Here is a 23,909-nt window from a genome sequence, read left to right as displayed (position 1 = left end):
CGTGCCTCCCGCCTCACGAGGACCGGCACGCCGCGGGCACGCACCGGACGCCGCGAAGCGCGTTCTCCGGGCGGACGGAGGGACTTCGCGGTCACGGCCTATCCGAGCGTCTCCCGGTACCGCTCCAGCGCCGGTGCCGTCTTCGTGGCGATGAACTCGGTGATGCGGTAGGCGCACACGCCCGCCTCGACGAAGGGATCGCCGGCGGTGATGTCCTCGATCCGCGCCCGGTCCTCCGCCACGGCGATGATCACTCCGCCGTTGCGGGGCTCCTGGCGCCCGGACGCCAGGAACACGCCCTGGTCGTAGAGGGCCTCGAGCCACTTCACGTGCTCCGGCAGCACGGCGTCGACGGCTTCGAGCGGGGCGGTGTAGGACAGCTCCAGTACGAACATGATCGCGAGCCTACTCCGGGGGTCCCGTAGGGTTGCGGCCACCATGACGACCGTGACCGCGCACACTCCCGCCGACTGGCCCGCAACCGAGGAGGAGGCCCGCGCCGTCCAGGACGAGCTGCGGGCCCGGGTGGTGCTCGACGAGCCGGGGCCGCCTCCCGGAACGGGGCACGCTACCGGCGTGGACGTCGCCTACGACGACGAACGGGACGTCGTCGCGGCGGCCGCCGTCGTCCTCGACGCGACGACCCTCGCCGTGGTCGCCGAGGCCACCGCCGTCGGGCGGATCTCCTTCCCCTACGTGCCCGGTCTGCTGGCCTTCCGCGAGATCCCCACCGTCCTCGCCGCCCTCCGCGCGCTGCCCTGCCCGCCCGGCCTGGTCGTCTGCGACGGTTATGGGCTGGCCCATCCGCGCCGCTTCGGCCTCGCCAGCCACCTCGGGGTGCTGACCGGGCTGCCCACGATCGGCGTCGCCAAGAACCCGTTCACCTTCACCCACGACGACCCGGCCGCGCCGCGCGGCAGCGCGTCCCCGCTGCTCGCCGGTGCCGAGGAGGTCGGGCGCGCGCTGCGGACCCGGGACGCGGTCAAGCCGGTCTTTGTCTCCGTGGGCCATCGCGTGAGCCTCGACAACGCCTGCGCGCACACTCTGGCGCTGGCCCCCGCCTACCGCCTGCCGGAGACGACCCGCAGGGCGGACGCCCTGTGCCGCGCGGCCCTGCGGGACGCCATCCGCTCGGCATGACGGACGACGCTCCGGCGACCCCGTCGGCCGTGTCACCGGACCGGCCTGAGTACCCGTACGGATGTGCGATGTCAGTGGTGGGCGCCAGGCTGAGCACATGACGACGCACCGCGCACCCGAGCCCTCCGCCCACCCGAGCCGGCCCACCGACCGGGCCGTGGCCGCCGGCCTGGCCCTCGCCGTGACCGCCGGGGCGGCCTGGATCGGCGGGATGATCTACACGATCGCCGGATGGACGGGCTAGTCCATCCAGGGCCGGCCCCGGCGGCGCATGCGGGCGACCGGAGCTGCCGTCCGCGCCCGCCGAACCGAACCCGACACTCGGTCCCGCCACCGGGGGTGCGGCGACCCGGCCCTGGTGGCCGGACGGGCGTCCGCGGACCGGCTGGCCCGGGTCGGCTGGGGTCCGGATCTGCCTCCCGGATGCGGTGAGTCGGCCCTGGTGGCCGGACGGGCGCGCGTGAACCGGCTGGTCCGGGTCGGCTGAGGTCCGGACCTGCCTCTCCTGGACGCGGTGACCCGGCCCTGATGACCCGAACGGCGTCCCGGACCCGGCGGGTTCGAGACGGTCGGCGGCCGGCCCTGCACGCTGGTCCGGCGGCCGACCCGTCCGGCCCTGCACGCCGGACCCCGACCCGGACCGACGCCCGGTGTCAGTGTGTGGCGGCCACCCGGAAGGTGATGCCCGCCGCCCGCAGGCGCTCGGTGAGCGCGTCGCCCATCGCCGCCGCCGTCGTGACCTGACCGGCGGTCTGCGGCAGGTCGTCCACGGCGAGGGACAGCGCCGCCTCGGCGAACATCTTCGCCGTCTCGTCGTACCCGGGATCACCGCCCGCGACCTCGGTGAACACCCGGCGGCCACCGCCCTCGCCCACGAAGCGGACCCGGAACCAGCTCTTGGCCCGCTTCTGCGGGCTCGGCCCGTCACCCGGCTTGAGCAGGCCGGACAGGCGGCGCCGCACCGGCGGAACCTGCGCCGCGGCCACCAGCGCGCCGAGTGCCGCCACCCCGCCCACCGCGACGGGCAGATGCCGGACGGCCGCGTAGTGCCGGTAGCGGAAGTCGGGCCCGTACCGGTCGAGAGCCTTGGCGGAACGCCGCACGATCTGCGGGTCCACGGTCGGCAGCGGCAGCGCCCACGCCCCCACCTCCCCGGCGTACCGGGGCGCGCCCGTCGGCGTCACCGCCCGGCGGCCCACCAGCCGCGGCTCGTGCCGGCGCCGTTCCCGCGCCGCGGCCTGCATCTGCCGGCCGCGCGCGAACTGGCCCAGCGCTGAGGCGAACGTGCCGCCGGAGAAGGTGGCGCCGGCGGTCACGAAACCGTCCACGGTCAACGGCACCCCCTCCGGCAGCTGCCGCACCGTGAAGTACACGCCCAGGTCGTGCGGTACCGAGTCGAAGCCGCACGCGTGCACCAGCCGCGCGCCGGTCTCCCGGGCGCGTGCGTCGTGCCGCACGTACATGAGGTCGACGAACTCGGGCTCGCCCGTCAGGTCCAGATAGTCCGTGCCGGTCTCCGCGCAGGCGGCGACGAGTCCCTCGCCGTATTGGACGTACGGGCCCACCGTGGAGGCGACCACGCGCGCCTGTTCGGCGAGCGTCCGCAGGGAGGCCGGGTCGGACACGTCCGCCCGCAGCATGCCGACCTCGCCACCGCCGGGCAGCCGTCCGGCGAGCCGCCGCAGCTTCTCCTCGTCGCGGCCGGCCACCGCCCAGCCCAGCCCCTCGGGCGCGTGCGCGGCCAGGTACTGCGCGGTCAGCTCACCGACGAAACCCGTCGCCCCGAAGAGCACGATGTCGTACGGGCGATCCGTCCTGTTTAGCCTGCTCATGACACTCCTTCGCCGCCGTTCGGCGTCCCGTGGCCACTCTCCGGCGGCCTCGTCGGCATCCCCAAGGCCCACAGCACGCGCCGTCGCCGGTGGCTGAGGCTAGCGTGAGGAGTGCCGAGCCCGACGACGAGCCTGCCCCATAATTGGCTAAGCGCTTGCTCGCCAGGTCTTGTGCCGAGTGGAACACGTTCTTAGCATCGCTGGTGTTACATCAGTAGTGTCACGCAGCTGGGGGCTCGATGACAGAGGCGAAGACGCCGGACGACGGCCCGCTCAGCGGCGTGCGCGTGGTCGAGCTGGCCGCGATCGGCCCCGGGCCCTTCGCCGGCATGCTCCTCGCCGACCTCGGCGCCGACGTCGTCCGCGTCGACCGGCCCGGCGGCCCCGGCCTCTCGATCGACCCCGCCCTCGACGTCACCAACCGCAACAAGCGCTCGGTGATCGTCGACCTCAAGGCGTCCGACGGCCCGGCCCGCGTCCTCGACCTCGCCGAACGCGCCGACGTCCTGATCGAGGGCTACCGGCCCGGAGTCGCCGAGCGCCTCGGGGTCGGCCCCGCGTCCTGCCACGCCCGCAACCCGCGCCTCGTCTACGGCCGCATGACCGGCTGGGGCCAGGACGGCCCCCTCGCCCAGCGCGCCGGTCACGACATCGGCTACATCGCCCTCACCGGCACCCTCGGCATGATCGGCGCCCCCGACGGACCGCCGGCCGTCCCCGCCAACCTGCTCGGCGACTACGCGGGCGGCTCGCTCTACCTGGTCGTCGGCATCCTCGCCGCCCTGCACCACGCCCGCGCGACGGGCACCGGCCAGGTCGTCGACGCCGCCATCGTGGACGGCGCCGCCCACCTCTCGGCGATGATCCACGGCATGCTCGCCGCCGGCGCCTGGCAGGACCGGCGCGGCAGCAACCTCTTCGACGGCGGCGCCCCGTTCTACGGCACCTACGAGACGGCCGACGGCGGGTACATGGCGGTCGGCGCCCTGGAACCGCGGTTCTACGCCGAGTTCACGCGGCGGCTCGGCATCCCGGGGGAGGTGCCGGCCCGGGAGGACACGGCCCGGTGGGGCGAGCTGCGCGAGGCGATCGCCGCCCGCTTCAAGGCCCGTACCCGGGACGAGTGGACGGCCCTCTTCGCGGACTCCGACGCCTGCGTGGCCCCCGTCCTGTCGCTGCGCGAGGCCCCGCACCACCCGCACCTCGCGGCCCGGGGCACCTTCACCGACCACGGCGGCATCACCCAGCCCGCCCCCGCGCCCCGCTTCTCCGCGACCCCCACCGCCGTCCGCACCGGCCCCGCCCCGCCCGGCGCCGACGCGGAGGACGTCGCCCGCGACTGGGGACTGCCCCGCGCCCCTCAGCCGAACAGCCCTGCGAAGAACCCTCAGTGAAAGGCCTGCCAGTGACCACCGAAGCGTACGTGTACGACGCGATCCGCACCCCGCGCGGACGCGGCAAGGCGAGCGGCGCCCTGCACGGCACGAAGCCCGTCGACCTGGTCGTCGGCCTCATCCACGAGATCCGTGCCCGGTTCCCGGGCCTCGACCCGGCCGCGATCGACGACATCGTCCTCGGTGTCGTCGGACCGGTCGGCGACCAGGGCTCCGACATCGCCCGCATCGCCGCCATCGCCGCCGGACTCCCCGACACGGTGGCCGGCGTCCAGGAGAACCGCTTCTGTGCCTCGGGCCTGGAGGCCGTCAACATGGCGGCCATGAAGGTCCGCTCCGGCTGGGAGGACCTGGTCCTCGCGGGCGGCGTCGAGTCCATGTCCCGGGTGCCGATGGCCTCGGACGGAGGCGCCTGGTTCAACGACCCGATGACCAACCTCGCCACCAACTTCGTGCCGCAGGGCATCGGCGCCGACCTGATCGCCACCATCGAGGGCTTCTCCCGCCGCGACGTCGACGAGTACGCCGCCCTCTCCCAGGAGCGGGCGGCCACGGCGTGGAAGGAGGGCCGCTTCGACCGGTCCGTCGTGCCGGTCAAGGACCGCGCCGGCCTCACCGTCCTCGACCACGACGAGCACCTGCGCCCCGGCACCACGGCCGACTCCCTCGCGAAGCTCAAGGCCTCCTTCGCCGACATCGGCGAACTCGGCGGCTTCGACGCCGTGGCCCTGCAGAAGTACCACTGGGTGGAGAAGATCGACCACGTCCACCACGCCGGCAACTCCTCCGGCATCGTCGACGGCGCGTCCCTCGTCGCCATCGGCTCCAAGGAGGCCGGCGAGCGTCACGGGCTCACCCCGCGCGCCCGGATCGTCTCCGCCGCCGTGTCCGGTTCCGAGCCCACCATCATGCTCACCGGGCCCGCCCCCGCCACCCGCAAGGCCCTCGCCAAGGCCGGTCTGACCATCGACGACATCGACCTCGTCGAGATCAACGAGGCGTTCGCGGCGGTCGTCCTGCGCTTCGTCAAGGACATGGGGCTGTCCCTGGACAAGGTCAACGTCAACGGCGGCGCCATCGCCCTCGGTCACCCGCTCGGCGCCACCGGCGCGATGATCCTCGGCACGCTCGTGGACGAACTGGAGCGCCAGGACAAGCGGTACGGGCTCGCCACCCTGTGCGTGGGCGGCGGCATGGGCATCGCCACCATCGTCGAGCGCATCTGACCCCCTCCCGACGGATACGACGGATCACCTGGAGCACACCCTCATGACCACCGAGTCCACCACCATCCGCTGGGAGCAGGACGACACCGGAGTCGTCACCCTCGTCATCGACGACCCCGACCAGTCCGCCAACACCATGAACCAGGCGTTCCGCGCGTCCCTCGCGGCCGTCACCGACCGCCTCGAGGCCGAGAAGGACGCGATCCGCGGCGTCATCGTCACCTCCGCGAAGAAGACCTTCTTCGCCGGCGGCGACCTGCGCGACCTGATCCGCGTCACCCCCGAGACCGCCCAGGACCTCTTCGACGGCGGCATGGCGATCAAGCGCGACCTGCGGCGCATCGAGACCCTCGGCAAGCCCGTCGTCGCCGCGCTGAACGGCGCGGCCCTCGGCGGCGGTTACGAGATCGCCCTCGCCTGCCACCACCGCGTCGCCCTCGACGCGCCCGGCTCCAAGATCGGCTGCCCCGAGGTCACCCTCGGTCTGCTCCCCGGAGGCGGCGGCGTCGTGCGCACCGTCCGGATGCTCGGCATCACCGACGCGCTGCTGAAGGTCCTCCTGCAGGGCACCCAGTACGCCCCGCGCCGGGCCCAGGAGAACGGCCTGGTCGACGAGGTCGCCGACAGCCGCGAGGACATGCTCGCCAAGGCCCGCGCCTTCATCGACGCCCACCCGGAGTCCGCCCAGCCCTGGGACCGGCCCGGCTACCGCATCCCCGGCGGCACGCCCGCCCACCCGAAGTTCGCCGCCAACCTGCCCGCCTTCCCGGCCAACCTGCGCAAGCAGACGAACGGTGCCCCCTACCCGGCGCCGCGCAACATCATGGCCGCCGCCGTCGAGGGCTCCCAGGTCGACTTCGAGACCGCGCAGGTCATCGAGGCCCGCTACTTCGTCGAGCTGGCCGCCGGCCAGACCGCGAAGAACATGATCCAGGCGTTCTTCTTCGACCTCCAGGCCGTCAACTCCGGCGCCAACCGCCCGAAGGGCATCGAGCCGCGCAAGGTCACCAGGGTCGCCGTCCTGGGCGCCGGCATGATGGGCGCCGGCATCGCCTACTCGTGCGCCCGCGCGGGGATCGACGTGGTCCTCAAGGACGTCTCGCTGGAGGCGGCGCTCAAGGGCAAGGAGTACTCCGAGAAGCTGTGCGCCAAGGCCGTCGCCAAGGGCCGGACGACCCAGGAGAAGGCCGACGCGCTGCTCGCCCGGATCACCCCGACCGCCGAGGCCGCCGACCTCGCGGGCTGCGACGCGGTCATCGAGGCGGTCTTCGAGGACACCTCGCTCAAGCACAAGGTGTTCCAGGAGATCGAGAACGTCGTCGCCCCCGACGCGCTGCTGTGCTCCAACACCTCCACCCTGCCCATCACGGCGCTGGCCGAGGGTGTCGAGCGGCAGGGCGACTTCATCGGGCTGCACTTCTTCTCGCCCGTCGACAAGATGCCGCTGGTGGAGATCATCAAGGGGGAGCGCACCGGGGACGAGGCCCTGGCCCGCGCCTTCGACCTGGTCCGGCAGATCAAGAAGACGCCGATCGTCGTCAACGACTCGCGCGGCTTCTTCACCTCCCGCGTGATCGGCCACTTCATCAACGAGGGCGTGGCCATGGTCGGCGAGGGCGTCGAGCCCGCGTCCGTCGAGCAGGCCGCCGCCCAGGCCGGCTACCCGGCCAAGGTGCTCTCCCTGATGGACGAGCTGACCCTCACCCTCCCGCGGAAGATCCGCAACGAGACCAGGCGGGCCGTGGAGGAGTCCGGCGGCACCTGGACCGCGCACCCCGCCGAGGCCGTCATCGACCGGATGGTCGACGAGTTCCAGCGCCCCGGCCGCAGCGGCGGCGCCGGCTTCTACGAGTACGGCGAGGACGGGAAGCGCGCCGGACTGTGGCCGGGGCTGCGCGAGCACTTCACGAAGCCCGGACACGAGATCCCGTTCCGCGACATGCAGGAGCGCATGCTGTTCTCCGAGGCACTGGACACCGTCCGCCTCCTGGAGGAGGGCGTGCTCACCTCGGTGGCCGACGCCAACATCGGCTCCATCTTCGGCATCGGCTTCCCCGGCTGGACCGGCGGCATCCTCCAGTACATCAACGGCTACGAGGGCGGCCTGCCCGGCTTCGTGGCCCGCGCGCGTGAGCTCGCCGAGCGCTACGGCGACCGGTTCACGCCGCCCGCGCTGCTCGTGCGGAAGGCGGAGCAGGGGGAGGTCTTCACCGACGGCCGCTGACGGCGTCCCGCCACCGACGGCGAGCGGCTGGGGCCCCTCAGCGCTCGCCGTCGGTGTCGAGCCACTCCCGCAGCTCGTCCCGCAGCGACCGCTGGAAGGTGGTCAGCAGCGCCTGCACCACGATCGGGTGCATGTGGGCGGACAGGGACCGCACGTCCCGCGCGTCGCGCTCGGCGACCGCGTCGCGCAGCAGCCGTGACAGGTCGCGCGCGGCGGCCCGGGAGTGCTCGAGCAGGGCGGTGCGCGCGGCGAGCACCGTCCCGGGCGACAGGGGCACGTCGAGCAGCTCGACACCGAGGCGCAGCAGCCCCGCGTCGACGCGGTAGGCGTCCCGGTCGTCCGCGTCGCCGTCCCGCACGACGATGTCCATCTCCGCCAGCCGCTCCACCTCCTCGTCGGTCAGCGGCCGCCCGGCCCGCCGGTCCAGCTCCTCGCGCGTGACCCGCTCCACCGTCTCGGGTGCCCAGGAGGCCACCACCGCGCGGTGCAGCGCGAGGTCGTGGGCGGTCAGGTCCGGCGGCAGCCGCTTCAGGTACCGCTCGATCGCGGCCAGCGTCATGCCCTGGTGCTGCAGCTCCTCGATCAGCGCCAGCCGGGCCAGGTGCTCCCGGCCGTAGTGCCCGACCCGCCGCGGGCCGATCACCGGCGGCGGCAGCAGACCCTTGGTGCCGTAGAAACGGACCGTGCGCACCGTGACGCCGGTCCGCGCGGCCAGCTCGTCGATCGTGAGGGTCGGCTCCCCGGTGTCGCTCGTCGTCATGTGCAGCAGTATCGCTGTCTCACCAGTGCTGTGACACCTCATGTGCCCCAGGTGAAGGCGCCCGGCGGGTCCTGTGAGAAGTCACGCTGTGTGACATGAGCCACCGCATACGAACGCAGAGTCGTGGGAAGGTGCTGCCCTGGTCTGTGCCGCAAAGGGTGGTGCGGGCCTAGTCACTGTACGGACGACCCGGGACGTACCCCGCCCGGGCGCACCAGAGAGTGGAACCACCCGTGAGCAAGGACGCCGTCGGCACGGCACAGGCCGCCGCCCACCCCCAGGCGGCCGGGACACCCGCGGACGCGGGCGACGCCGGCTACAGCAAGGACCTCAAGGCCCGCCACGTCAACATGATCGCCATCGGCGGAGCGATAGGCACCGGCCTCTTCCTCGGCGCCGGCGGACGGCTGCGCGACGCGGGCCCGGCGCTCGCCATCGCCTACCTCGTCTCCGGCGTCTTCGCCTTCTTCGTGGTCAGGGCGCTCGGCGAGCTCGTGCTCTACCGGCCCTCCTCCGGGTCCTTCGTGTCGTACGCGCGCGAGTTCCTCGGCGAGAAGGGCGCGTACGTCGCGGGCTGGATGTACTTCCTGAACTGGTCGACCACCGGCATCGCCGACATCACCGCGATCGCGCTGTACACGCACTACTGGAGCCTGTTCACGAGCATCCCGCAATGGGTGCTCGCCCTGGCAGCCCTCGCGGTGGTCCTGGCCGTGAACCTCATCTCGGTGAAGATCTTCGGCGAGATGGAGTTCTGGTTCGCGATCATCAAGGTCGCCACCCTGGTCGGTTTCATGCTGATCGGCATCTTCCTGCTGGCCACCCAGCACGACGTCGGCGGCTACACCCCCGGCGTCAGCATGATCACCGACCACGGCGGCATCCTCCCGCACGGCGTGATGCCCGTGGTGCTCGTCATGCAGGGCGTGATCTTCGCCTACGCGGCCCTGGAACTGGTCGGCGTCGCCGCCGGCGAGACCGCCGAGCCGGAGAAGGTCGTCCCGCGCGCGGTGAACTCGATCATGTGGCGCGTCGCCCTCTTCTACGTCGGCTCGGTCGTCCTGCTGGCCCTGCTGCTGCCCGGCTCGCTCTACTCCGGCGACGAGAGCCCGTTCGTCACCGTCCTGTCCAAGGCCGGCGTCCCGGCGGCCGGCGACGTGATGAACCTCGTCGTCCTCACCGCCGCGATGTCCTCCCTGAACTCCGGCCTGTACTCCACCGGCCGCATCCTGCGCTCCATGGCGATGGCGGGCTCCGCGCCCAAGTTCACCCGCGTGATGAGCCGCAGCCAGGTCCCCTACGGCGGCATCCTGCTGACCTGCGCCATCTGCGTGCTCGGCGTGGGCCTGAACTACCTGATGCCGAGCAAGGCGTTCGAAATCGTGCTGAACGTCGCCTCCCTCGGCATCATCAGCACCTGGGTGATCATCATGATCTGCCACCTGATCTTCGTCCGCCGCGCCCGCGCCGGCCTGGTCGCCCGCCCGCACTTCCGGCTCCCCGGCAGCCCGGTCACGGAGATCGTCACCATCGCCTTCCTGGTGGGCGTGCTCTGCATGATGGGCAACGACCCCGAGATCGGCCGCTGGACCCTCCTGCTGATCCCGGTGATCGCGCTGATGCTGGTCGTCGGCTGGTTCGCCATCCGCCGCCGGGTGGCGCTCAACGCCGACCAGGAGCTCAGCCGCCTGAGCCGCTAGCGGGCGGGGCCGCTGTCGGAGGGGGCCCGTACGGTGGTGTCATGCCGGAGATCACGTATGTCCGCGGTGACGCCACCGCCCCGTCGGTCAGGGGCGTCAAGGTGATCGCCCATGTCTGCAACGACCTGGGCGGCTGGGGCAAGGGCTTCGTCCTGGCGGTGTCCCGCCGCTGGCCGGAGCCGGAGGCGGCCTACCGCGCCTGGCACCGCGACCGCGCGTCGAACGACTTCGGTCTGGGCGCCGTCCAGCTCGTCCGGGTCGAGCCGTACGTGTGGGTGGCCAACATGATCGGTCAGCACGGCATCAGGACCGGCAGCAAGGGTGCACCGGTGCGCTACGAGGCGATCGACGCCGCCCTCGCGCGCCTCGCCGGCCGGGCGGCCGAGCTCGACGCGTCCGTGCACATGCCCCGCATCGGCTGCGGGCTGGCCGGCGGGAAGTGGTCCCGCATCGAGCCGCTCGTCACGGAGCGGCTCACGCGGCAGGGCCTGTCCGTGACCGTGTACGACCACGGGGACGGCGCCTGACGCGGCGCCGCCCCCGGGAACGTCAGTGCTCGTGCACGTCGTTCGTCGCGGCGATCTTCTTCCACGACCGCGGCTGTGCGGCTGTGACCGGCGCCTTCGCGAGGGACGCCGCGCGGGCCGCCGGCGCGTCCGGCTTCGACGGCTGGAACAGCCAGGTGTCGAACAGCGCCGCCAGCGGCCTGCCGGACACCTCCTCGGCGTACCGCCGGAAGTCGGCGACCGACGCGTTGCCGTAGGCGTACCGCTGCGGCCAGCCCTTCAGGACCTCGAAGAAGGCCTCGTCGCCGATCTCGTTGCGCAGCGCCTGCACGGCCAGCGCGCCCCGGTCGTAGACCGCGATGTCGAACTGGTTCTCCGGCCCGGGGTCACCGGGCCGCACCGTCCAGAACGGGTCGTCGGCCGAATGCGACGCGTAGGTGTAGTCGGCGAGCTCCTGCGCCGTGCCCTCGCCCTCGTGCTCGGACCAGAGCCACTGGGCGTACCGCGCGAAGCCCTCGTTGATCCAGATGTCCTTCCAGCCGTGCACCGACACCAGGTCGCCGTACCACTGGTGGGCCAGCTCATGGACGACGACGGACACGTTCGACCCGTTCGCGAACTGCCGCGGGCTGTAGAACGGCCGGGTCTGCGTCTCCAGCGCGTACCCGGTGTTCGTGTTCGGCACGTACCCGCCGAGCGCGTCGTAGGGGTACGGCCCGAAGTAGCCGCTCAGCCAGTCGGCGATCTCCCCGGTCCGCTCCACGCTGGCCCGCGCCGCGCCGTCGTTGGCCCCGAGGTCCCTGCTGTAGGCGTTGACGACCGGGATCCCGCCCTCGGTCGTGCCGGTCGTGATGTCGAACTTCCCGACCGCGAGCGTGGCCAGATACGTCGCCTGCGGCTTGTCGGACCGCCAGTTGAACCGGGTCCAGCCGAGCCGCGAGCTGCTGGACTGCAGCGTGCCGTTGGAGATGGCCTGGGTGCCGTCCGGCACCTGCACGGACACGTCGTAGGTGGCCTTGTCGAGCGGGTGGTCGTTGCTGGGGAACCACCACCAGGCGGCCTCGGGCTCGTTCGCGCCGACGCCGCCGTCGGGGGTGCGGTGCCAGCTGGTGAAGCCGTACGCCTGCTTCGAGGACGGCACCCCGCTGTAGCGCACCACCACGGTGACGGGCGTGCCCTTGCGCAGCGGGCTCTTCGGGGTGATCTCCAGCTCGTGCTCGCCCGACGTGGTGAACGACGCCTTGGCGCCGTTCACCCGCACCTCGCCGACGTCCAGCAGGAAGTCCAGGTCGAAGCGCGACAGATCCTGCGTGGTGCGGGCCAGGATCGTCGCCGTCCCCTCCAGCCGGTCGGTCGCCGGCTGGTACTTCAGGCGCAGGTCGTAGTGGGAGACGTCGTAGCCGCCGTTGCCGTAGGCCGGGTAGTAGGGGTCGCCGATGCCCGGAGCGCCGGGGGAGTGGGCCGCCGCCGACGCCGGGATCGCCAGCATGAGGGAGGCGGCGCCCAGTGCGCCCGGCACGATGAGTCTGCGGTGCACGAAAGCTCCAAGTCGTAGGTTCACGAGGTCTGTTCGGAGCCTATTCAGCCTCCGGGGGCCCAGTCATGTCCACGGCCACTCACCTCACACGATCGTCATCCGGCCGTCACGGGACACCTGCCGCGGCCGTCTCATCGGTCCCTGCGGCCTCCGTACGCCCTCTTCTGCACAGCAATCGCCCGAGGTACCGTCCCGCGCATGCCGCTGAGGAGGTGAGTTCCGCGGCGCACGTGGTATGGGCGTAGCGGAGGACTATTTTCGGCCTCCCCGGAGCGAAAGGTGCCGCCTGTGACGCAGGACCGACCGAGCGACAAGGACCATCACGAAAGAGGAACGCTTCCGGGTTCGGAAGCCGACCTCGCCGGGCACGAGAAGCACCCGCGGACCGACCGGGTCGTCTTCGGTGTCACCGCCGCCCTGACCCTCGCCTTCGTCATCTGGGGCGCCGCCTTCACCGACTCGCTGGAGGACGTCTCCAACACCATGCTCGGTGGGCTGATGCACAACGGCGGCTGGGCGTTCATGCTGGCCGCCTCCGGATTCGTCGTCTTCGCCCTCTGGCTCGCGGCCAGCCGCTACGGCCGGATCCACCTCGGTGCCGAGGGCGAGAAGCCCGAGTTCCGCACGGTGTCCTGGGTCGCGATGATGTTCAGCGCGGGCATGGGCATCGGCCTGATGTTCTACGGCGTCAGCGAGCCGCTGGCGCACTACACCACGCCTCCGCCCGGCACCTCCCCGGCCGACTCCGGCGAACGCATGGAGACGGCCATGGCCACCACCCTGTTCCACTGGACGCTCCACCCGTGGGCCATCTACGCGGTGGTCGGCCTCGGCATCGCCTACAGCACGTTCCGCAGGCGCCGCCGCCAGACCATCAGCGCCGTCTTCACGCCGCTCATCGGCGAGAAGAACGCGGGCGGAGTCGGTGGCCGGATCATCGACATGCTCGCGATCATCGCGACCGTCTTCGGTTCCGCCGCCTCGCTCGGCCTCGGCGCGCTGCAGATCGGCTCCGGCGTGGAGAAGCTCGACTGGCTGGACAAGGTCAGCACCGGGCTGCTCGTCGCCATCATCGCCGTGCTGACCGTCGCGTTCGTCGCCTCCGCGATCTCCGGCGTGGAGAAGGGCATCCAGTGGCTGTCCAACACCAACATGGTGCTGGCCCTGATCCTCGCGGTGTTCGTGTTCGTCGCCGGCCCGACCATCGTCGTCCTCGACCTGCTGCCCACCTCGGTCTTCTCCTACCTCGGTGAGCTGCCCCAGCTGGCCGGCCGCACCGAGGCCAGCGGCGGCAAGGGCGTCGCCGACTGGCTGGGCAGCTGGACCGTCTTCTACTGGGCCTGGTGGATCTCCTGGACGCCCTTCGTCGGCATGTTCATCGCCCGTATCAGCCGGGGGCGGACGATCCGGCAGTTCATCGGCGGCGTCATCCTCGTGCCCAGCACGGTCAGCCTGATCTGGTTCGCGATCTTCGGCGGCTCGGCCATGAAGCTCCAGGAGCAGGACCGGCTCGGCAACGACTCGACGCCGGAGGGCCAGCTCTTCGCCGTCCTCCAGGAGTTCCCCGTCGCCACCGTCACCAGCCTGCTGGTGATGATCCTCGTCGGCATCTTCTTCGTCTCGGGTGCCGACGCGGCATCGATCGTGATGGGCACCCTCTCGCAGAAGGGCGCGCTCGAACCCAGCCGCTGGGTCGTCGTGTTCTGGGGCGTGGTCACCGGCGCCGTCGCGGCCATCATGCTGCTGGTCGGCAGTGGCCAGGGCGACGCGCTGACCGGTCTGCAGAACCTCACGATCCTCGCGGCGGCACCGTTCGTCATCGTGATGATCTTCATGTGTGTCGCCCTCATGCGCGACCTGCGCAGGGACCCGCTCATCGTGCGGGGCGAGATGGGCTCCGAGGCCGTCGAACTGGCCGTCATCGCGGGCCACGAGCAGTACGACGGCGACTTCGAGATCCGCATCGGCCCGGGCGCCGGCACGGAGGTGGAGGGCGACCCGATCGGTACACACGACGAGTGAACGACGTGGGGCCTGCGGCCGGCCCCGCGGCACCGGCCCGCCCGAGGCATCCGGACCGGTGCCGGCCCGCCGGGTCCTGGCCTCGGCGCTCCCGCGCCCGGGAGCCGGCGCCGACTCCCGGGCGGGTGGGCCGCACGCGCCCGGGCCGCAGGACCCCGACCGGCAGTGGTCGCGTCGGACACGAGCCACCGGGACGGCGGGACACCTTCGCGGCCTCACCCCGTACTTTCTCGCGGTCTCGGTGAGCTCTCGTGTTCCGTCTCACCGGAGAGTGGCCCCCGTCAGCCGCCCGCGAGACGCGCCGCCTCGCGGGCGCAGCCCCAGGCCACCGTCACGCCCGCACCGCCGTGCCCGTAGTTGTGCACCAGCAGCCGCCCGTCCGGCAGCCGCTCGCGCTCCAGCCGCACCGCGTCCCGCGCAGGCCGCAACCCCACCCGGTGCTCCAGCACCCGCGCCCCGGCGACCTCCGGACGCAGCGCGGCGCACCGCCGTACGATCGCCTCCGCGACCGCCGGGTCCGGATCGGCCGACCACGCGTCCTCGTCGGCCGTGCCGCCCAGGACGAGCCTGCCGGGATGCGGGAAGAGGTACGCCATCTCCCCGGAGACGGGATCGGTGGAGACCAGCCAGGTGTCGATGCCCGGGTTCTCCACCACGACCAGCTGCCCGCGCACCGGACGCACGGACGTGTCCGGCACCAGCTCACGGGCGCCCAGCCCCGTGCAGTTGACGACGACCGGCGCTCCGACCTCCGCGAGCGCGGCCACCGTACGCGTCTCCACCACACCGCCCGCCGCCGTCAACCGGTCCCGCAGCCAGGGGAGATGAGTCGACATGTCGATCAGCGGCAGCCGCGCCCACAGCCCCGACCCGACGTACTCCCCGGCCCGCACCGCGCGCAGCCCCGGCAGCCGCGCGGTCGCCCATCCGTCGACCTCGTCCAGGCCCGTCTCGCCCAGCACTCCGTCGACCACGCGGACTCCCGTCCGTTCGGGCCGCGCCGCCAGTTCCTCGTACACGTCCAGGGACCGCAGCGCCCATTCCCGCGCCAGCGCCACCGGCTCGATGCGGTAGGGCCACCACAGCGCGCCCGCCACCGCCGAAGTGGTGCTCTCGACGGGCTCCCGCGTCCACACCCGCACCCGCCTGCCGCGCTCGGCGAGCACGACGGCCGTCGTCAGCCCGATCACACCGCCGCCGACCACGACGACCTCGTCACCCAGTTCGGTCTCCACACCGGGACGATAGGCCTCCCCGCCCCCGTACGTCAGCACGTGCTCGCATCGGCTGCGCCGAGGGGACACTCACCGCATGGGTGTGCGTGCGGGAGAGGCGGTCGATGCCCTGGTGGCCGTCGTGCGGGGAGGGAAACCCGGCTGAGCGGGCGGCGGGGCGCGGTTAGGATCGACGGTCTGATGACTGCCACCCTCGTCGCCAAGAACCTCGCCGCCGGCCACGGCGACCGCTCCCTGTTCACCGGGCTCGACCTCGTCGTGGCCCCCGGCGACGTGATCGGCCTCGTGGGGGCCAACGGCGCCGGCAAGTCCACCCTCCTGCGGATGCTCGCCGGCCTCACCGCACCGGAACAGGGCGAGCTGCGCCTGTCCCCGCCGAGCGCCACCGTCGGCCACCTCCCGCAGGAGCCGGAGCGCCGGCCCGGCGAGACCGTCCGAGCGTTCCTCGCCCGCCGTACCGGCGTCACCGAGGCCCAGCGCGTCATGGACGAGGCCACCCAGGCTCTGGTCGAGGGCGCCCCGGGCGCCGACGACGCCTATGCGGCCGGCCTGGAGCGCTGGCTCGCCCTCGGCGGCGCCGACCTCGACGACCGCGCCGAGGAGACCGCCGACGCGCTGGGCCTCACGGTGGACCTGGACCAGCCGATGACGTCCCTGTCCGGCGGTCAGGCGGCGCGGGCGGGCCTCGCCTCCCTCCTGCTGTCCCGCTACGACGTCTTCCTGCTCGACGAGCCGACCAACGACCTCGACCTGGACGGCCTGGAACGCCTCGAACGCTTCGTGACCGGCCTGCGGGCCGGCACCGTCGTCGTCAGCCACGACCGCGAGTTCCTCACCCGCACGGTCAACAAGGTCCTCGAACTCGACCTCGCCCAGCGGCAGATCAACTTCTACGGCGGCGGCTACGAGGCCTACCTGGAGGAGCGCGAGGTGGCCCGTCGGCACGCCCGCGACGAGTACGAGGAGTACGCCGACAAGCGTGCGGCCCTCCAGGACCGGGCGCAGATGCAGCGCACCTGGATGGACAAGGGCGTCAAGAACGCCCGGCGCAAGGCGGGCAACGACAACGACAAGATCGGCCGCAAGTTCCGCAGCGAGGCCAGCGAGAAGCAGGCCGCCAAGGCCCGCCAGACGCAGCGCATGATCGAGCGCCTCGATGTCGTCGAGGAGCCGCGCAAGGAGTGGGACCTGCGCATGGAGATCGCCTCGGCCCCGCGCTCGGGTGCGGTGGTCGCCACGCTGCGCGACGCGGAGGTGCGACGCGGCGACTTCACGCTCGGCCCGGTCTCCCTGCAGATCGACTGGGCGGACCGCGTGGCGGTGACGGGAGCCAACGGCGCGGGCAAGTCCACGCTGCTCGGCGCCCTCCTGGGCCGTGTCCCGCTCGACGCCGGGCACGCGGCGCTCGGGTCGGGCGTCCTGCTGGGCGAGGTGGACCAGGCGCGCAAGCTGTTCCACGGGCCTGAGCTGCTGCTCGACGCCTTCCGCGCCGCCGTCCCCGAAACGGAACCGGCGGAGATCCGCACCCTCCTGGCCAAGTTCGGCCTCAAGGCGGACCACGTCGTGCGCCCGGCGTCGACCCTCTCCCCGGGCGAACGCACGAGGGCCGCCCTCGCCCTCCTCCAGGGCAGGGGCGTCAACCTCCTGGTCCTCGACGAGCCGACGAACCACCTGGACCTGCCGGCCATCGAACAACTGGAATCAGCCCTGGACGCCTACGAGGGCACCCTCCTCCTGATCACCCACGACCGCCGCATGCTGAACGCGATCCGAGTGACCCGCCGCCTGGAGGTAACGAACGGCAAGGTGACGGAAACCCGCACATAGCGGCGCGCAGCGGCACTGGTCACGGCCGCGGGCAGCCGCTGCCGTCGTAGCCGCGGCAGCCCCATGCCGTCATCGCTGCGGGTAGTCGTGCCTCCCCCAGTGCCTGAACGGCCTGGGAGGTGCCCCCAGGGCGGCACGGGTGGGCGGTGGGGTCCCCCCGCTCGAGCGGAGCCGAGAGTGGGGGAGGTACCCGGCAAGCGCCGGCCCGCGCACCCACCCCCGGCCACCACGCCGGCGGTCTACGCCAGCCCGGCCCGCCGCAACGCGTCCGCCATCGCCCCGTTGGAGGGCGCCGGAGCCGCCGAGGACCGCCCCTTCCCACCGGAACCCTGCCGCTGCTGCCGCTGCTTGGGGGGCCGGGCCCCCTGCCGCGGCTCCCGCTTCTGCTCCCCCTGCGGAGCGGCTTCGTCGTCCAACCGCAGCGTCAGCGAGATCCGCTTCCGCGGAATATCGACGTCCAGGACCTTCACCTTCACGATGTCCCCGGGCTTCACCACGTCCCGCGGATCCTTCACGAACGTCTTCGACATCGCGGACACGTGCACGAGACCGTCCTGGTGCACACCGACGTCCACGAACGCCCCGAAGGCGGCCACGTTCGTGACGACCCCTTCCAGGACCATCCCGGACGCAAGGTCGGAGATCTTCTCCACGCCCTCCTTGAAGGTGGCCGTCTTGAAGGCCGGCCGCGGGTCGCGCCCCGGCTTCTCCAGCTCCTTCAGGATGTCGCTCACCGTCGGCAGACCGAACTTCTCGTCCACGAACTCCGCCGGCCGCAGCGACCGCAGCACCGAGGTGTTGCCGATCAGACCGGCGACCTCCTGCCCGGCGGTCTTCACCATCCGCCGCACCACCGGGTACGCCTCGGGGTGCACGCTGGACGCGTCCAGCGGGTCGTCGCCGCCCCGGATCCGCAGGAAGCCCGCGCACTGCTCGTACGCCTTCGGTCCGAGCCGCGACACCTTCTTCAGCTCGGTGCGCGAGCGGAACGGCCCGTTCGCGTCCCGGTGCGCCACGATGTTCTCGGCGAGCCCGGAGGTGATGCCGGAGACGCGGGCCAGCAGCGGTGCCGAGGCCGTGTTGACGTCCACGCCGACACCGTTCACACAGTCCTCGACCACCGCGTCCAGCGACCGCGACAGCTTCACCTCGGACAGGTCGTGCTGGTACTGGCCGACACCGATCGACTTCGGGTCGATCTTCACCAGCTCGGCCAGCGGGTCCTGCAGCCGCCGTGCGATGGACACGGCGCCGCGCAGCGACACGTCCATGTCGGGCAGTTCCTGCGAGGCGAAGGCGGACGCCGAGTACACCGAGGCGCCCGCCTCGGACACCATCACCTTGGTGAGCTTCAACTCCGGGTGCTTGGTGATGAGTTCACCGGCGAGCTTGTCGGTCTCGCGGGACGCGGTGCCGTTGCCGATCGCGACCAGCTCGACCGCGTGCTCCTTCGCCAGCCGCGCCAGCTTCGCGATCGCCTCGTCCCACCGGTTGGCCGGGACGTGCGGGTGGATCACGTCCGTGGCCACGACCTTGCCGGTCGCGTCGATCACGGCGACCTTGACACCCGTACGGAAGCCCGGGTCGAGGCCGAGCGTGGCACGCGTCCCGGCCGGGGCGGCCAGCAGCAGGTCACGCAGGTTGGCGGCGAAGACGTTCACCGCCTCGTCCTCGGCGGTCGTGCGCAGCCGCAGCCGCAGGTCGATGCCCAGGTGGACCAGGATGCGGGTGCGCCAGGCCCAGCGGACGGTGTCCGCGAGCCACTTGTCACCGGGCCGGCCGCGGTCGGCGATCCCGAAGCGGCCCGCCACGATGCCCTCGTACGACGACGGCCCGTCGGTGGCCTCCTCGGGCTCCAGGACGAGGTCGAGGACGTCCTCCTTCTCGCCGCGCAGCATCGCGAGGATCCGGTGCGAGGGCAGCTCGGTGAACGGCTCGGCGAAGTCGAAGTAGTCGGCGAACTTGGCGCCGGCCTCCTCCTTGCCCGCCTTCACCTTGGCGGCGAGCCGCCCGCGCACCCACATGCGCTCGCGCAGCTCGCCGATCAGGTCCGCGTCCTCCGAGAACTTCTCGGTGAGGATCGCCCGGGCACCGTCCAGGGCGGCCTGCGGGTCGGCCACGCCCTTGCCGGAGTCGACGAACGCGACGGCCGCGGCGAGCGGGTCCACCGACGGATCGCCGAGCAGGCCCTCGGCCAGCGGCTCCAGACCGGCCTCCCGCGCGATCTGCGCCTTCGTGCGCCGCTTGGGCTTGAACGGCAGGTAGATGTCCTCCAGGCGGGCCTTGGTCTCCGCCTCACGGATCCGGGCCTCGAGCTCCTCGGTGAGCTTGCCCTGCTCGCGCACCGAGTCGAGGACGGCCGTACGCCGCTCCTCCAGCTCCCGCAGGTAGCGCAGCCGTTCCTCGAGCGTGCGCAGCTGCGCGTCGTCGAGCATCTCGGTCGCTTCCTTGCGGTAGCGGGCGATGAAGGGCACCGTCGAGCCGCCGTCGAGCAGCTCCACCGCGGCCTTCACCTGCCGCTCCCGTACGCCGAGCTCCTCGGCGATCCTGCCTTCGATGGACCTCACGTCGATGGACGCGCTGGACCCGGGTGTCGTCACGATCCCGTACCGCCTTCTCACAGAGGTTGCGCGGTAATTGTGGCAGGTGGTGCCGACAATCGGGGATCAGGGCGCGACCCGGGCCCGTCGCGTCCGGACGGCACCGGGACGGGGCATCAGGCCCTGCGGGCCGAGGACGAGGCCCCGCCGAAGAGCCGGGCCAGCGCCCGGAAGGGAAGCGTGACGACAGTGGCGATGGCGCCACCGATCTGGCGCAGGACGTCTGCGATGGCACGGAACACGAAAAGCCCCTTTCCTCTCCCGGCCCCTCCGGCCGGGAGATATACGGGTACCTCGAGATCGGCGCCGCATGCCCCGTGCGCCCGGACCGGCTGCTCAGCGCTTGCCGAGCAGGTCCTTCGGGAAGGCGCCGGCACCGAGGGCCCTGCGCGCGAACGAGGCCCCCAGTTCCGTCAGACGTGCCACGCCCTGCGCGCCCAGGTGCGCGTAGGGGGCCTCGTCCATCCGGTCCGTCTCCCGCTCGATCCCTTCGCGCAGGGCGACGCCCTGCGCGGTCAGCTCACCGGCGTCGTCGAGCAGTCCGCGGTCCCGCAGCCGGTCCGAGGCCGCGTCCCACTCCTCCTGGTTCCAGCCCCGGGTGGTGAAGACCCACTTCGGCGTCATGCCCTTGCCCGTCGCGGTGTGAGTCACCAGCGCCTCCAGGCCGTCGAGGCCCGCGGCCAGCAGCGCGGCGAGGTGCCCGTCGCCCCGGTGCTCGCGCAGCAGGGTCGCCGCGTGCCACAGGGCGAGGTGCGGATCGCCGGGCACGGGCAGGTCGGCGTGGGCCGAGTACAGCGGGCGGGCGCTGCGCGAGCAGCCCTCGGCGGCCCGCAGCGCCAGTTCGGCCGCCTCCGCCATCTCCGGGGACGCCACGGCCTCCTCGCCCAGCAGGCGGCGCAGCGTCGCGTCGACGGCGCGCAGGCGGGCCGCCAGGACCTGGGCGGGCGTGACGGTCTCCCACACGGCGGGCACGTGCCGGGCCACCAGGTCGTGTCGGTAGTTGTAGAACGTCGCCGTCACGGCGCCGGCACCGACCGGGCCCAGGGCGGCGGCACGCACCGCGAAGTTGACGGCCCGGGGGTCGGTGACCCCGAGGGACGCGAGCTCCCGGCCCAGGTCGGGCGAGAAGTAGTGGGTCGAGTGCAGCGAGTTCAGCGCGTTGTGGCAGCGGCGGCCGGCGCGGGCGTCGAGAGCGGCGGTTGTCATGCCCGGCAGGTTACCAACCGCTCAGTACGCCCTCCAGGGCTGAGAGAGCCATGGCAGGAAAGGTGGGGAACGCGTCATTGCGGCCACCGCCGGGCGGCCGAAGAATCGGCGGCATGGCGCAGCGCACCGTTCTCGTCGTCCTCTTCGACGACGTCCAGAGCCTCGATGTCACCGGCCCCGTGGAGGTCTTCGCGGGCGCCGAGCAGCACACATCCGGCACGTACCGCATCCGCACGGCCTCGCTGGACGGCGCTCCCGTGCGCACGTCCAGCGGTCTGACCGTCGTACCGGACCGGGCCCTCACCGGGGCGCCCGCCCCGCACACCCTGCTGGTCCCCGGCGGCCGGGGCACCCGGGACCCGGACCCCCGCCTGATCGGATGGCTGCGCGAGCACGGACCGGGCGCCCCACGCCTGGTCTCCGTCTGCACCGGGGCCGCCCTGCTCGCCGCGGCCGGCCTGCTGGACGGCCGCCGCGCCACGACCCACTGGGCGTACTGCGACCGGCTGGCCCGCGACCACCCGGCCGTCGAGGTCGACCCCGACCCGATCTACGTCCGCGACGGCCACGTCGCCACGTCCGCCGGTGTCACCTCCGGCATCGACCTCGCGCTCGCCCTGGTGGAGGAGGACCTGGGCCGGGCCGCCGCCCTCACCATCGCCCGCCATCTGGTGGTCTTCCTGCGCCGGCCCGGCAACCAGGCCCAGTTCAGCGCCCAGCTCGCCGCCCAGACCGCGCGTCGCGAGCCGCTCCGCGAGGTCCAGCAGTGGATCACCGAGCACCCCGGGGCCGACCTGAGCGTCGAGTCCCTCGCCGCCCGCGCCGCCCTCTCCCCGCGCCACTTCGCCCGCGCCTTCCAGGCCGAGACCGGCACGACGCCCGGCCGGTACGTCGACCGGGTGCGCCTCGAACACGCCCGCCGGCTGCTGGAGGACAGCACCGACGGCGTCGAGGAGATCTCCCGCGTCAGCGGCTACGGCACCCCGGAGGCCATGCGCCGCGCCTTCGTCAGGGCGCTCGGCACCTCACCGGCCGAGTACCGCCGCCGGTTCCGGCCCGCGGCCGCCCGCTGACGACCCCCCCCGCTCGTCCGAGTGCGCGAAACCCGCTCACCCGAGTGCACAGGAAAGGAAACACGTGCAGATCGCCATCGTCCTCTTCGACCGTTTCACCGCCCTCGACGCCGTGGGCCCGTACGAGGTCCTCAGTCGTGTACCGGACGCGGAGACCGTCTTCGCCGCCGAACGGACCGGTCCGGTCCGCAACGACACGGGAAGCCTCGCGCTCACCGCCGACCGGACCCTCGCGGACATGCCGAACCCGGACGTCGTCCTCGTGCCGGGCGGCCCCGGTCAGGAGGCGCAGATGGACAACACGGCCCTGCTCGACTGGCTGCGCGCCGCCGACGCCACCAGCGCCTGGACCACCTCCGTCTGCTCCGGCTCCCTGCTGCTCGCCGCGGCGGGACTGCTCACCGGCCGCCGCGCCACCTCGCACTGGCTGGCCCTGGACCTGCTGAAGCGGTACGGCGTCGAGCCGACCGGGGAGCGGGTGGTCACCGACGGCAAGTACGTCACCGCTGCCGGCGTCTCCTCCGGCATCGACATGGGCCTCACCCTGGTGGGCCGGATCGCCGGTGACGAGCACGCCCAGGCGGTCCAGCTGCTGACGGAGTACGACCCGCAGCCGCCCTACGACGCCGGGTCACCGCAGAAGGCGCCCGCGCACCTCGTCGAGGAGTTCCGCACCCGAAGCCGGTTCATCCTGACGTAGGCACGCTCCAGTCGAAGCGCGGCTGCCTGCGTTCCAGGAACGCGGCGACTCCCTCCGCGGTGTCGCCGCTGCCGCGCGCCTGCGCGGCCCAGTGCTCGTCCCGGTCGGTGCGGCCGTCCGCGAACTCCTTCGCCGCCGCCTGCGTCAGCTGTGAGCGGGAGACCAGGACCCGGGTGAACTCGGTGACCCTCCGGTCGAGTTCACCGCCCGGCAGCACCTCGTCGACCAGCCCCGTGCGCAGCGCCCGCCCGGCGTCGATCAGCTCGCCGGAGAACAGCAGGTACTTCGCGGTGGCCGGCCCCACCAGCGACACCAGCCGCCGGGTCGCCGACGCCGGGTAGACCACGCCGAGCTTGGCGGGGGTGACCCCGAACAGCGCCCCTTCCTCGGCGAACCGCAGATCGCAGGCCGCCGCCAACTGGGTGCCGCCGCCCACGCAGTGGCCGCGGATCGCCGCCAGCGTCGGCTTGGGGAAGGCCGCGAGGGCCTCCTCCGCGCGCACGGCGAGCAGTTGCGCCTCTTCCGCCGAGCCCCGCAGGGTCGAGATGTCGGCCCCGGCGCAGAACGTCGCGCCCTCACCGGTGAGCACCAGCGCCCGCACCGCGGGGTCGTCCGCCAGGGCGCCGAGCAGCTCCGGCAGCGCCCGCCACATCGCGGCCGTCATGGCATTGCGCTTGGCCGGGTGGCGGACGACGACGGTGGCGACCGAGTCGTGGACCCGGTGCAGCAGATGCGGCTCCATGGGCCGGATGCTATCCACCCGCCCGAACGGTTCGCGGAGCAGGTGCGAGCGGGACAGGAACGGTCCCACAACCGATCGGGTCATACGCCAACGTTCAGAACCGTTCGATACCTGCTGACTTGTGTTCAGTCATCCGGTGCGGAGGGACGCGTTACCAACACTCTGGGTGTGGTGACAATCGAACC

20 protein-coding genes are annotated in these 23,909 nt (G+C 72.5%); 11 read left to right on the top strand and 9 right to left on the bottom strand.

Going from position 1 to position 23,909, the window contains the following annotated elements; all coding sequences use genetic code 11:
• Positions 1-98 precede the first annotated feature (98 nt).
• A complete protein-coding gene (locus tag ACGF3H_RS09040) occupies positions 99-395 on the bottom strand; it encodes a YciI family protein (RefSeq protein ID WP_362488369.1) in 297 nt (98 codons plus the stop codon).
• A 43-nt stretch (positions 396-438) separates the two neighbouring features.
• On the opposite strand from ACGF3H_RS09040, the gene ACGF3H_RS09035 reads away from it, so the two are divergent.
• Together ACGF3H_RS09035 and mmpA are read left to right on the top strand one after the other, a co-directional pair.
• A complete protein-coding gene (locus tag ACGF3H_RS09035; protein ID WP_362488371.1) occupies positions 439-1,140 on the top strand; it encodes an endonuclease V in 702 nt (233 codons plus the stop codon).
• A gap of 97 nt (positions 1,141-1,237) precedes the next feature.
• Positions 1,238-1,384: a morphogenic membrane protein MmpA gene (mmpA, locus tag ACGF3H_RS09030; protein ID WP_362488373.1), complete on the top strand. Its 147-nt coding sequence runs from the start codon at positions 1,238-1,240 to the stop codon at positions 1,382-1,384.
• A 409-nt stretch (positions 1,385-1,793) separates the two neighbouring features.
• Here the strand turns inward: mmpA and ACGF3H_RS09025 are convergent, their stop codons facing one another.
• On the bottom strand, positions 1,794-2,972 hold the full coding sequence (locus ACGF3H_RS09025; protein WP_362488374.1) for a saccharopine dehydrogenase NADP-binding domain-containing protein: 1,179 nt from the start codon (positions 2,970-2,972) through the stop codon (positions 1,794-1,796).
• A 239-nt stretch (positions 2,973-3,211) separates the two neighbouring features.
• Between ACGF3H_RS09025 and ACGF3H_RS09020 the strand changes: the two genes are divergently transcribed.
• From ACGF3H_RS09020 to ACGF3H_RS09010, 3 genes are read left to right on the top strand one after another with little or no spacing between them, the layout of a single operon-like run.
• Positions 3,212-4,366 carry a CaiB/BaiF CoA-transferase family protein gene (locus tag ACGF3H_RS09020; RefSeq protein ID WP_362488375.1) on the top strand — a complete coding sequence of 385 codons (1,155 nt, stop codon included), beginning with the start codon at positions 3,212-3,214 and terminating at the stop codon, positions 4,364-4,366.
• 11 nt (positions 4,367-4,377) lie between these two features.
• Positions 4,378-5,592 carry an acetyl-CoA C-acetyltransferase gene (locus ACGF3H_RS09015; protein WP_362488377.1) on the top strand — a complete coding sequence of 405 codons (1,215 nt, stop codon included), beginning with the start codon at positions 4,378-4,380 and terminating at the stop codon, positions 5,590-5,592.
• A gap of 43 nt (positions 5,593-5,635) precedes the next feature.
• Positions 5,636-7,816, top strand: coding sequence for a 3-hydroxyacyl-CoA dehydrogenase NAD-binding domain-containing protein (locus tag ACGF3H_RS09010; protein WP_362488379.1), 2,181 nt, complete (start codon positions 5,636-5,638; stop codon positions 7,814-7,816).
• A 37-nt stretch (positions 7,817-7,853) separates the two neighbouring features.
• Here the strand turns inward: ACGF3H_RS09010 and ACGF3H_RS09005 are convergent, their stop codons facing one another.
• Positions 7,854-8,576, bottom strand: coding sequence for a MerR family transcriptional regulator (locus ACGF3H_RS09005; RefSeq protein ID WP_362488381.1), 723 nt, complete (start codon positions 8,574-8,576; stop codon positions 7,854-7,856).
• A gap of 233 nt (positions 8,577-8,809) precedes the next feature.
• Here ACGF3H_RS09005 and ACGF3H_RS09000 point away from each other — a divergent pair, with 233 nt between their 5' ends.
• Positions 8,810-10,276: an amino acid permease gene (locus ACGF3H_RS09000; RefSeq protein WP_362488383.1), complete on the top strand. Its 1,467-nt coding sequence runs from the start codon at positions 8,810-8,812 to the stop codon at positions 10,274-10,276.
• A gap of 41 nt (positions 10,277-10,317) precedes the next feature.
• Complete coding sequence (locus ACGF3H_RS08995; protein WP_362488385.1) at positions 10,318-10,803, top strand: macro domain-containing protein; 486 nt, start codon at positions 10,318-10,320, stop codon at positions 10,801-10,803.
• A 22-nt stretch (positions 10,804-10,825) separates the two neighbouring features.
• Here the strand turns inward: ACGF3H_RS08995 and ACGF3H_RS08990 are convergent, their stop codons facing one another.
• On the bottom strand, positions 10,826-12,319 hold the full coding sequence (locus tag ACGF3H_RS08990) for a M1 family metallopeptidase (protein WP_362488387.1): 1,494 nt from the start codon (positions 12,317-12,319) through the stop codon (positions 10,826-10,828).
• 288 nt (positions 12,320-12,607) lie between these two features.
• On the opposite strand from ACGF3H_RS08990, the gene ACGF3H_RS08985 reads away from it, so the two are divergent.
• Positions 12,608-14,341 (top strand): BCCT family transporter, encoded by a 1,734-nt coding sequence (locus tag ACGF3H_RS08985; protein WP_362488389.1) that lies wholly within the window; start codon positions 12,608-12,610, stop codon positions 14,339-14,341.
• Positions 14,342-14,622: 281 nt separating this feature from the next.
• Here the strand turns inward: ACGF3H_RS08985 and ACGF3H_RS08980 are convergent, their stop codons facing one another.
• Positions 14,623-15,576 (bottom strand): FAD-dependent oxidoreductase, encoded by a 954-nt coding sequence (locus ACGF3H_RS08980; RefSeq protein ID WP_362488390.1) that lies wholly within the window; start codon positions 15,574-15,576, stop codon positions 14,623-14,625.
• Positions 15,577-15,756: 180 nt separating this feature from the next.
• Between ACGF3H_RS08980 and ACGF3H_RS08975 the strand changes: the two genes are divergently transcribed.
• On the top strand, positions 15,757-17,403 hold the full coding sequence (locus tag ACGF3H_RS08975; protein WP_362488392.1) for an ABC-F family ATP-binding cassette domain-containing protein: 1,647 nt from the start codon (positions 15,757-15,759) through the stop codon (positions 17,401-17,403).
• A gap of 239 nt (positions 17,404-17,642) precedes the next feature.
• Here ACGF3H_RS08975 and ACGF3H_RS08970 read toward each other — a convergent pair whose 3' ends face one another.
• The 3 genes from ACGF3H_RS08970 to ACGF3H_RS08960 form a co-directional block, all read right to left on the bottom strand.
• Positions 17,643-20,003: a Tex family protein gene (locus tag ACGF3H_RS08970; RefSeq protein WP_362488394.1), complete on the bottom strand. Its 2,361-nt coding sequence runs from the start codon at positions 20,001-20,003 to the stop codon at positions 17,643-17,645.
• A 116-nt stretch (positions 20,004-20,119) separates the two neighbouring features.
• Entirely contained in the window at positions 20,120-20,245 is a 126-nt protein-coding gene (locus ACGF3H_RS08965) for an LPFR motif small protein (protein WP_346010761.1), read from the bottom strand.
• Between the two features lie 94 nt (positions 20,246-20,339).
• Positions 20,340-21,209 (bottom strand): hypothetical protein, encoded by an 870-nt coding sequence (locus ACGF3H_RS08960; protein ID WP_362488396.1) that lies wholly within the window; start codon positions 21,207-21,209, stop codon positions 20,340-20,342.
• Positions 21,210-21,322: 113 nt separating this feature from the next.
• On the opposite strand from ACGF3H_RS08960, the gene ACGF3H_RS08955 reads away from it, so the two are divergent.
• Both ACGF3H_RS08955 and ACGF3H_RS08950 read left to right on the top strand, forming a co-directional pair.
• Positions 21,323-22,282 carry a GlxA family transcriptional regulator gene (locus ACGF3H_RS08955; protein WP_362488398.1) on the top strand — a complete coding sequence of 320 codons (960 nt, stop codon included), beginning with the start codon at positions 21,323-21,325 and terminating at the stop codon, positions 22,280-22,282.
• 64 nt (positions 22,283-22,346) lie between these two features.
• Positions 22,347-22,982 carry a DJ-1/PfpI family protein gene (locus ACGF3H_RS08950; RefSeq protein WP_362488400.1) on the top strand — a complete coding sequence of 212 codons (636 nt, stop codon included), beginning with the start codon at positions 22,347-22,349 and terminating at the stop codon, positions 22,980-22,982.
• Here ACGF3H_RS08950 and ACGF3H_RS08945 read toward each other — a convergent pair.
• Positions 22,969-23,724, bottom strand: a complete 756-nt coding sequence (locus ACGF3H_RS08945) for an enoyl-CoA hydratase/isomerase family protein (protein ID WP_362488402.1) — start codon at positions 23,722-23,724, stop codon at positions 22,969-22,971. The two genes, ACGF3H_RS08950 and ACGF3H_RS08945, sit on opposite strands and share 14 nt — an antisense overlap.
• Positions 23,725-23,909: the final 185 nt, after the last annotated feature.

The organism is Streptomyces sp. NPDC048185 (assembly GCF_043202495.1).
Classification (GTDB): domain Bacteria; phylum Actinomycetota; class Actinomycetes; order Streptomycetales; family Streptomycetaceae; genus Streptomyces.
Note: the sequence above shows the minus strand (reverse complement) of the source record. Positions and strands in the feature narration are given on the sequence as shown.

What these genes read in the sequence shown, in the direction of transcription:
- ACGF3H_RS09040 (WP_362488369.1), bottom strand. Translation starts at nt 395, where the DNA reads ATGTTCGTACTGGAGCTGTCCTACACCGCCCCGCTCGAAGCCGTCGAC.
- ACGF3H_RS09035 (WP_362488371.1), top strand. Translation starts at nt 439, where the DNA reads ATGACGACCGTGACCGCGCACACTCCCGCCGACTGGCCCGCAACCGAG.
- mmpA (WP_362488373.1), top strand. Translation starts at nt 1,238, where the DNA reads ATGACGACGCACCGCGCACCCGAGCCCTCCGCCCACCCGAGCCGGCCC.
- ACGF3H_RS09025 (WP_362488374.1), bottom strand. Translation starts at nt 2,972, where the DNA reads ATGAGCAGGCTAAACAGGACGGATCGCCCGTACGACATCGTGCTCTTC.
- ACGF3H_RS09020 (WP_362488375.1), top strand. Translation starts at nt 3,212, where the DNA reads ATGACAGAGGCGAAGACGCCGGACGACGGCCCGCTCAGCGGCGTGCGC.
- ACGF3H_RS09010 (WP_362488379.1), top strand. Translation starts at nt 5,636, where the DNA reads ATGACCACCGAGTCCACCACCATCCGCTGGGAGCAGGACGACACCGGA.
- ACGF3H_RS09005 (WP_362488381.1), bottom strand. Translation starts at nt 8,576, where the DNA reads ATGACGACGAGCGACACCGGGGAGCCGACCCTCACGATCGACGAGCTG.
- ACGF3H_RS08995 (WP_362488385.1), top strand. Translation starts at nt 10,318, where the DNA reads ATGCCGGAGATCACGTATGTCCGCGGTGACGCCACCGCCCCGTCGGTC.
- ACGF3H_RS08975 (WP_362488392.1), top strand. Translation starts at nt 15,757, where the DNA reads ATGACTGCCACCCTCGTCGCCAAGAACCTCGCCGCCGGCCACGGCGAC.
- ACGF3H_RS08960 (WP_362488396.1), bottom strand. Translation starts at nt 21,209, where the DNA reads ATGACAACCGCCGCTCTCGACGCCCGCGCCGGCCGCCGCTGCCACAAC.
- ACGF3H_RS08955 (WP_362488398.1), top strand. Translation starts at nt 21,323, where the DNA reads ATGGCGCAGCGCACCGTTCTCGTCGTCCTCTTCGACGACGTCCAGAGC.
- ACGF3H_RS08945 (WP_362488402.1), bottom strand. Translation starts at nt 23,724, where the DNA reads ATGGAGCCGCATCTGCTGCACCGGGTCCACGACTCGGTCGCCACCGTC.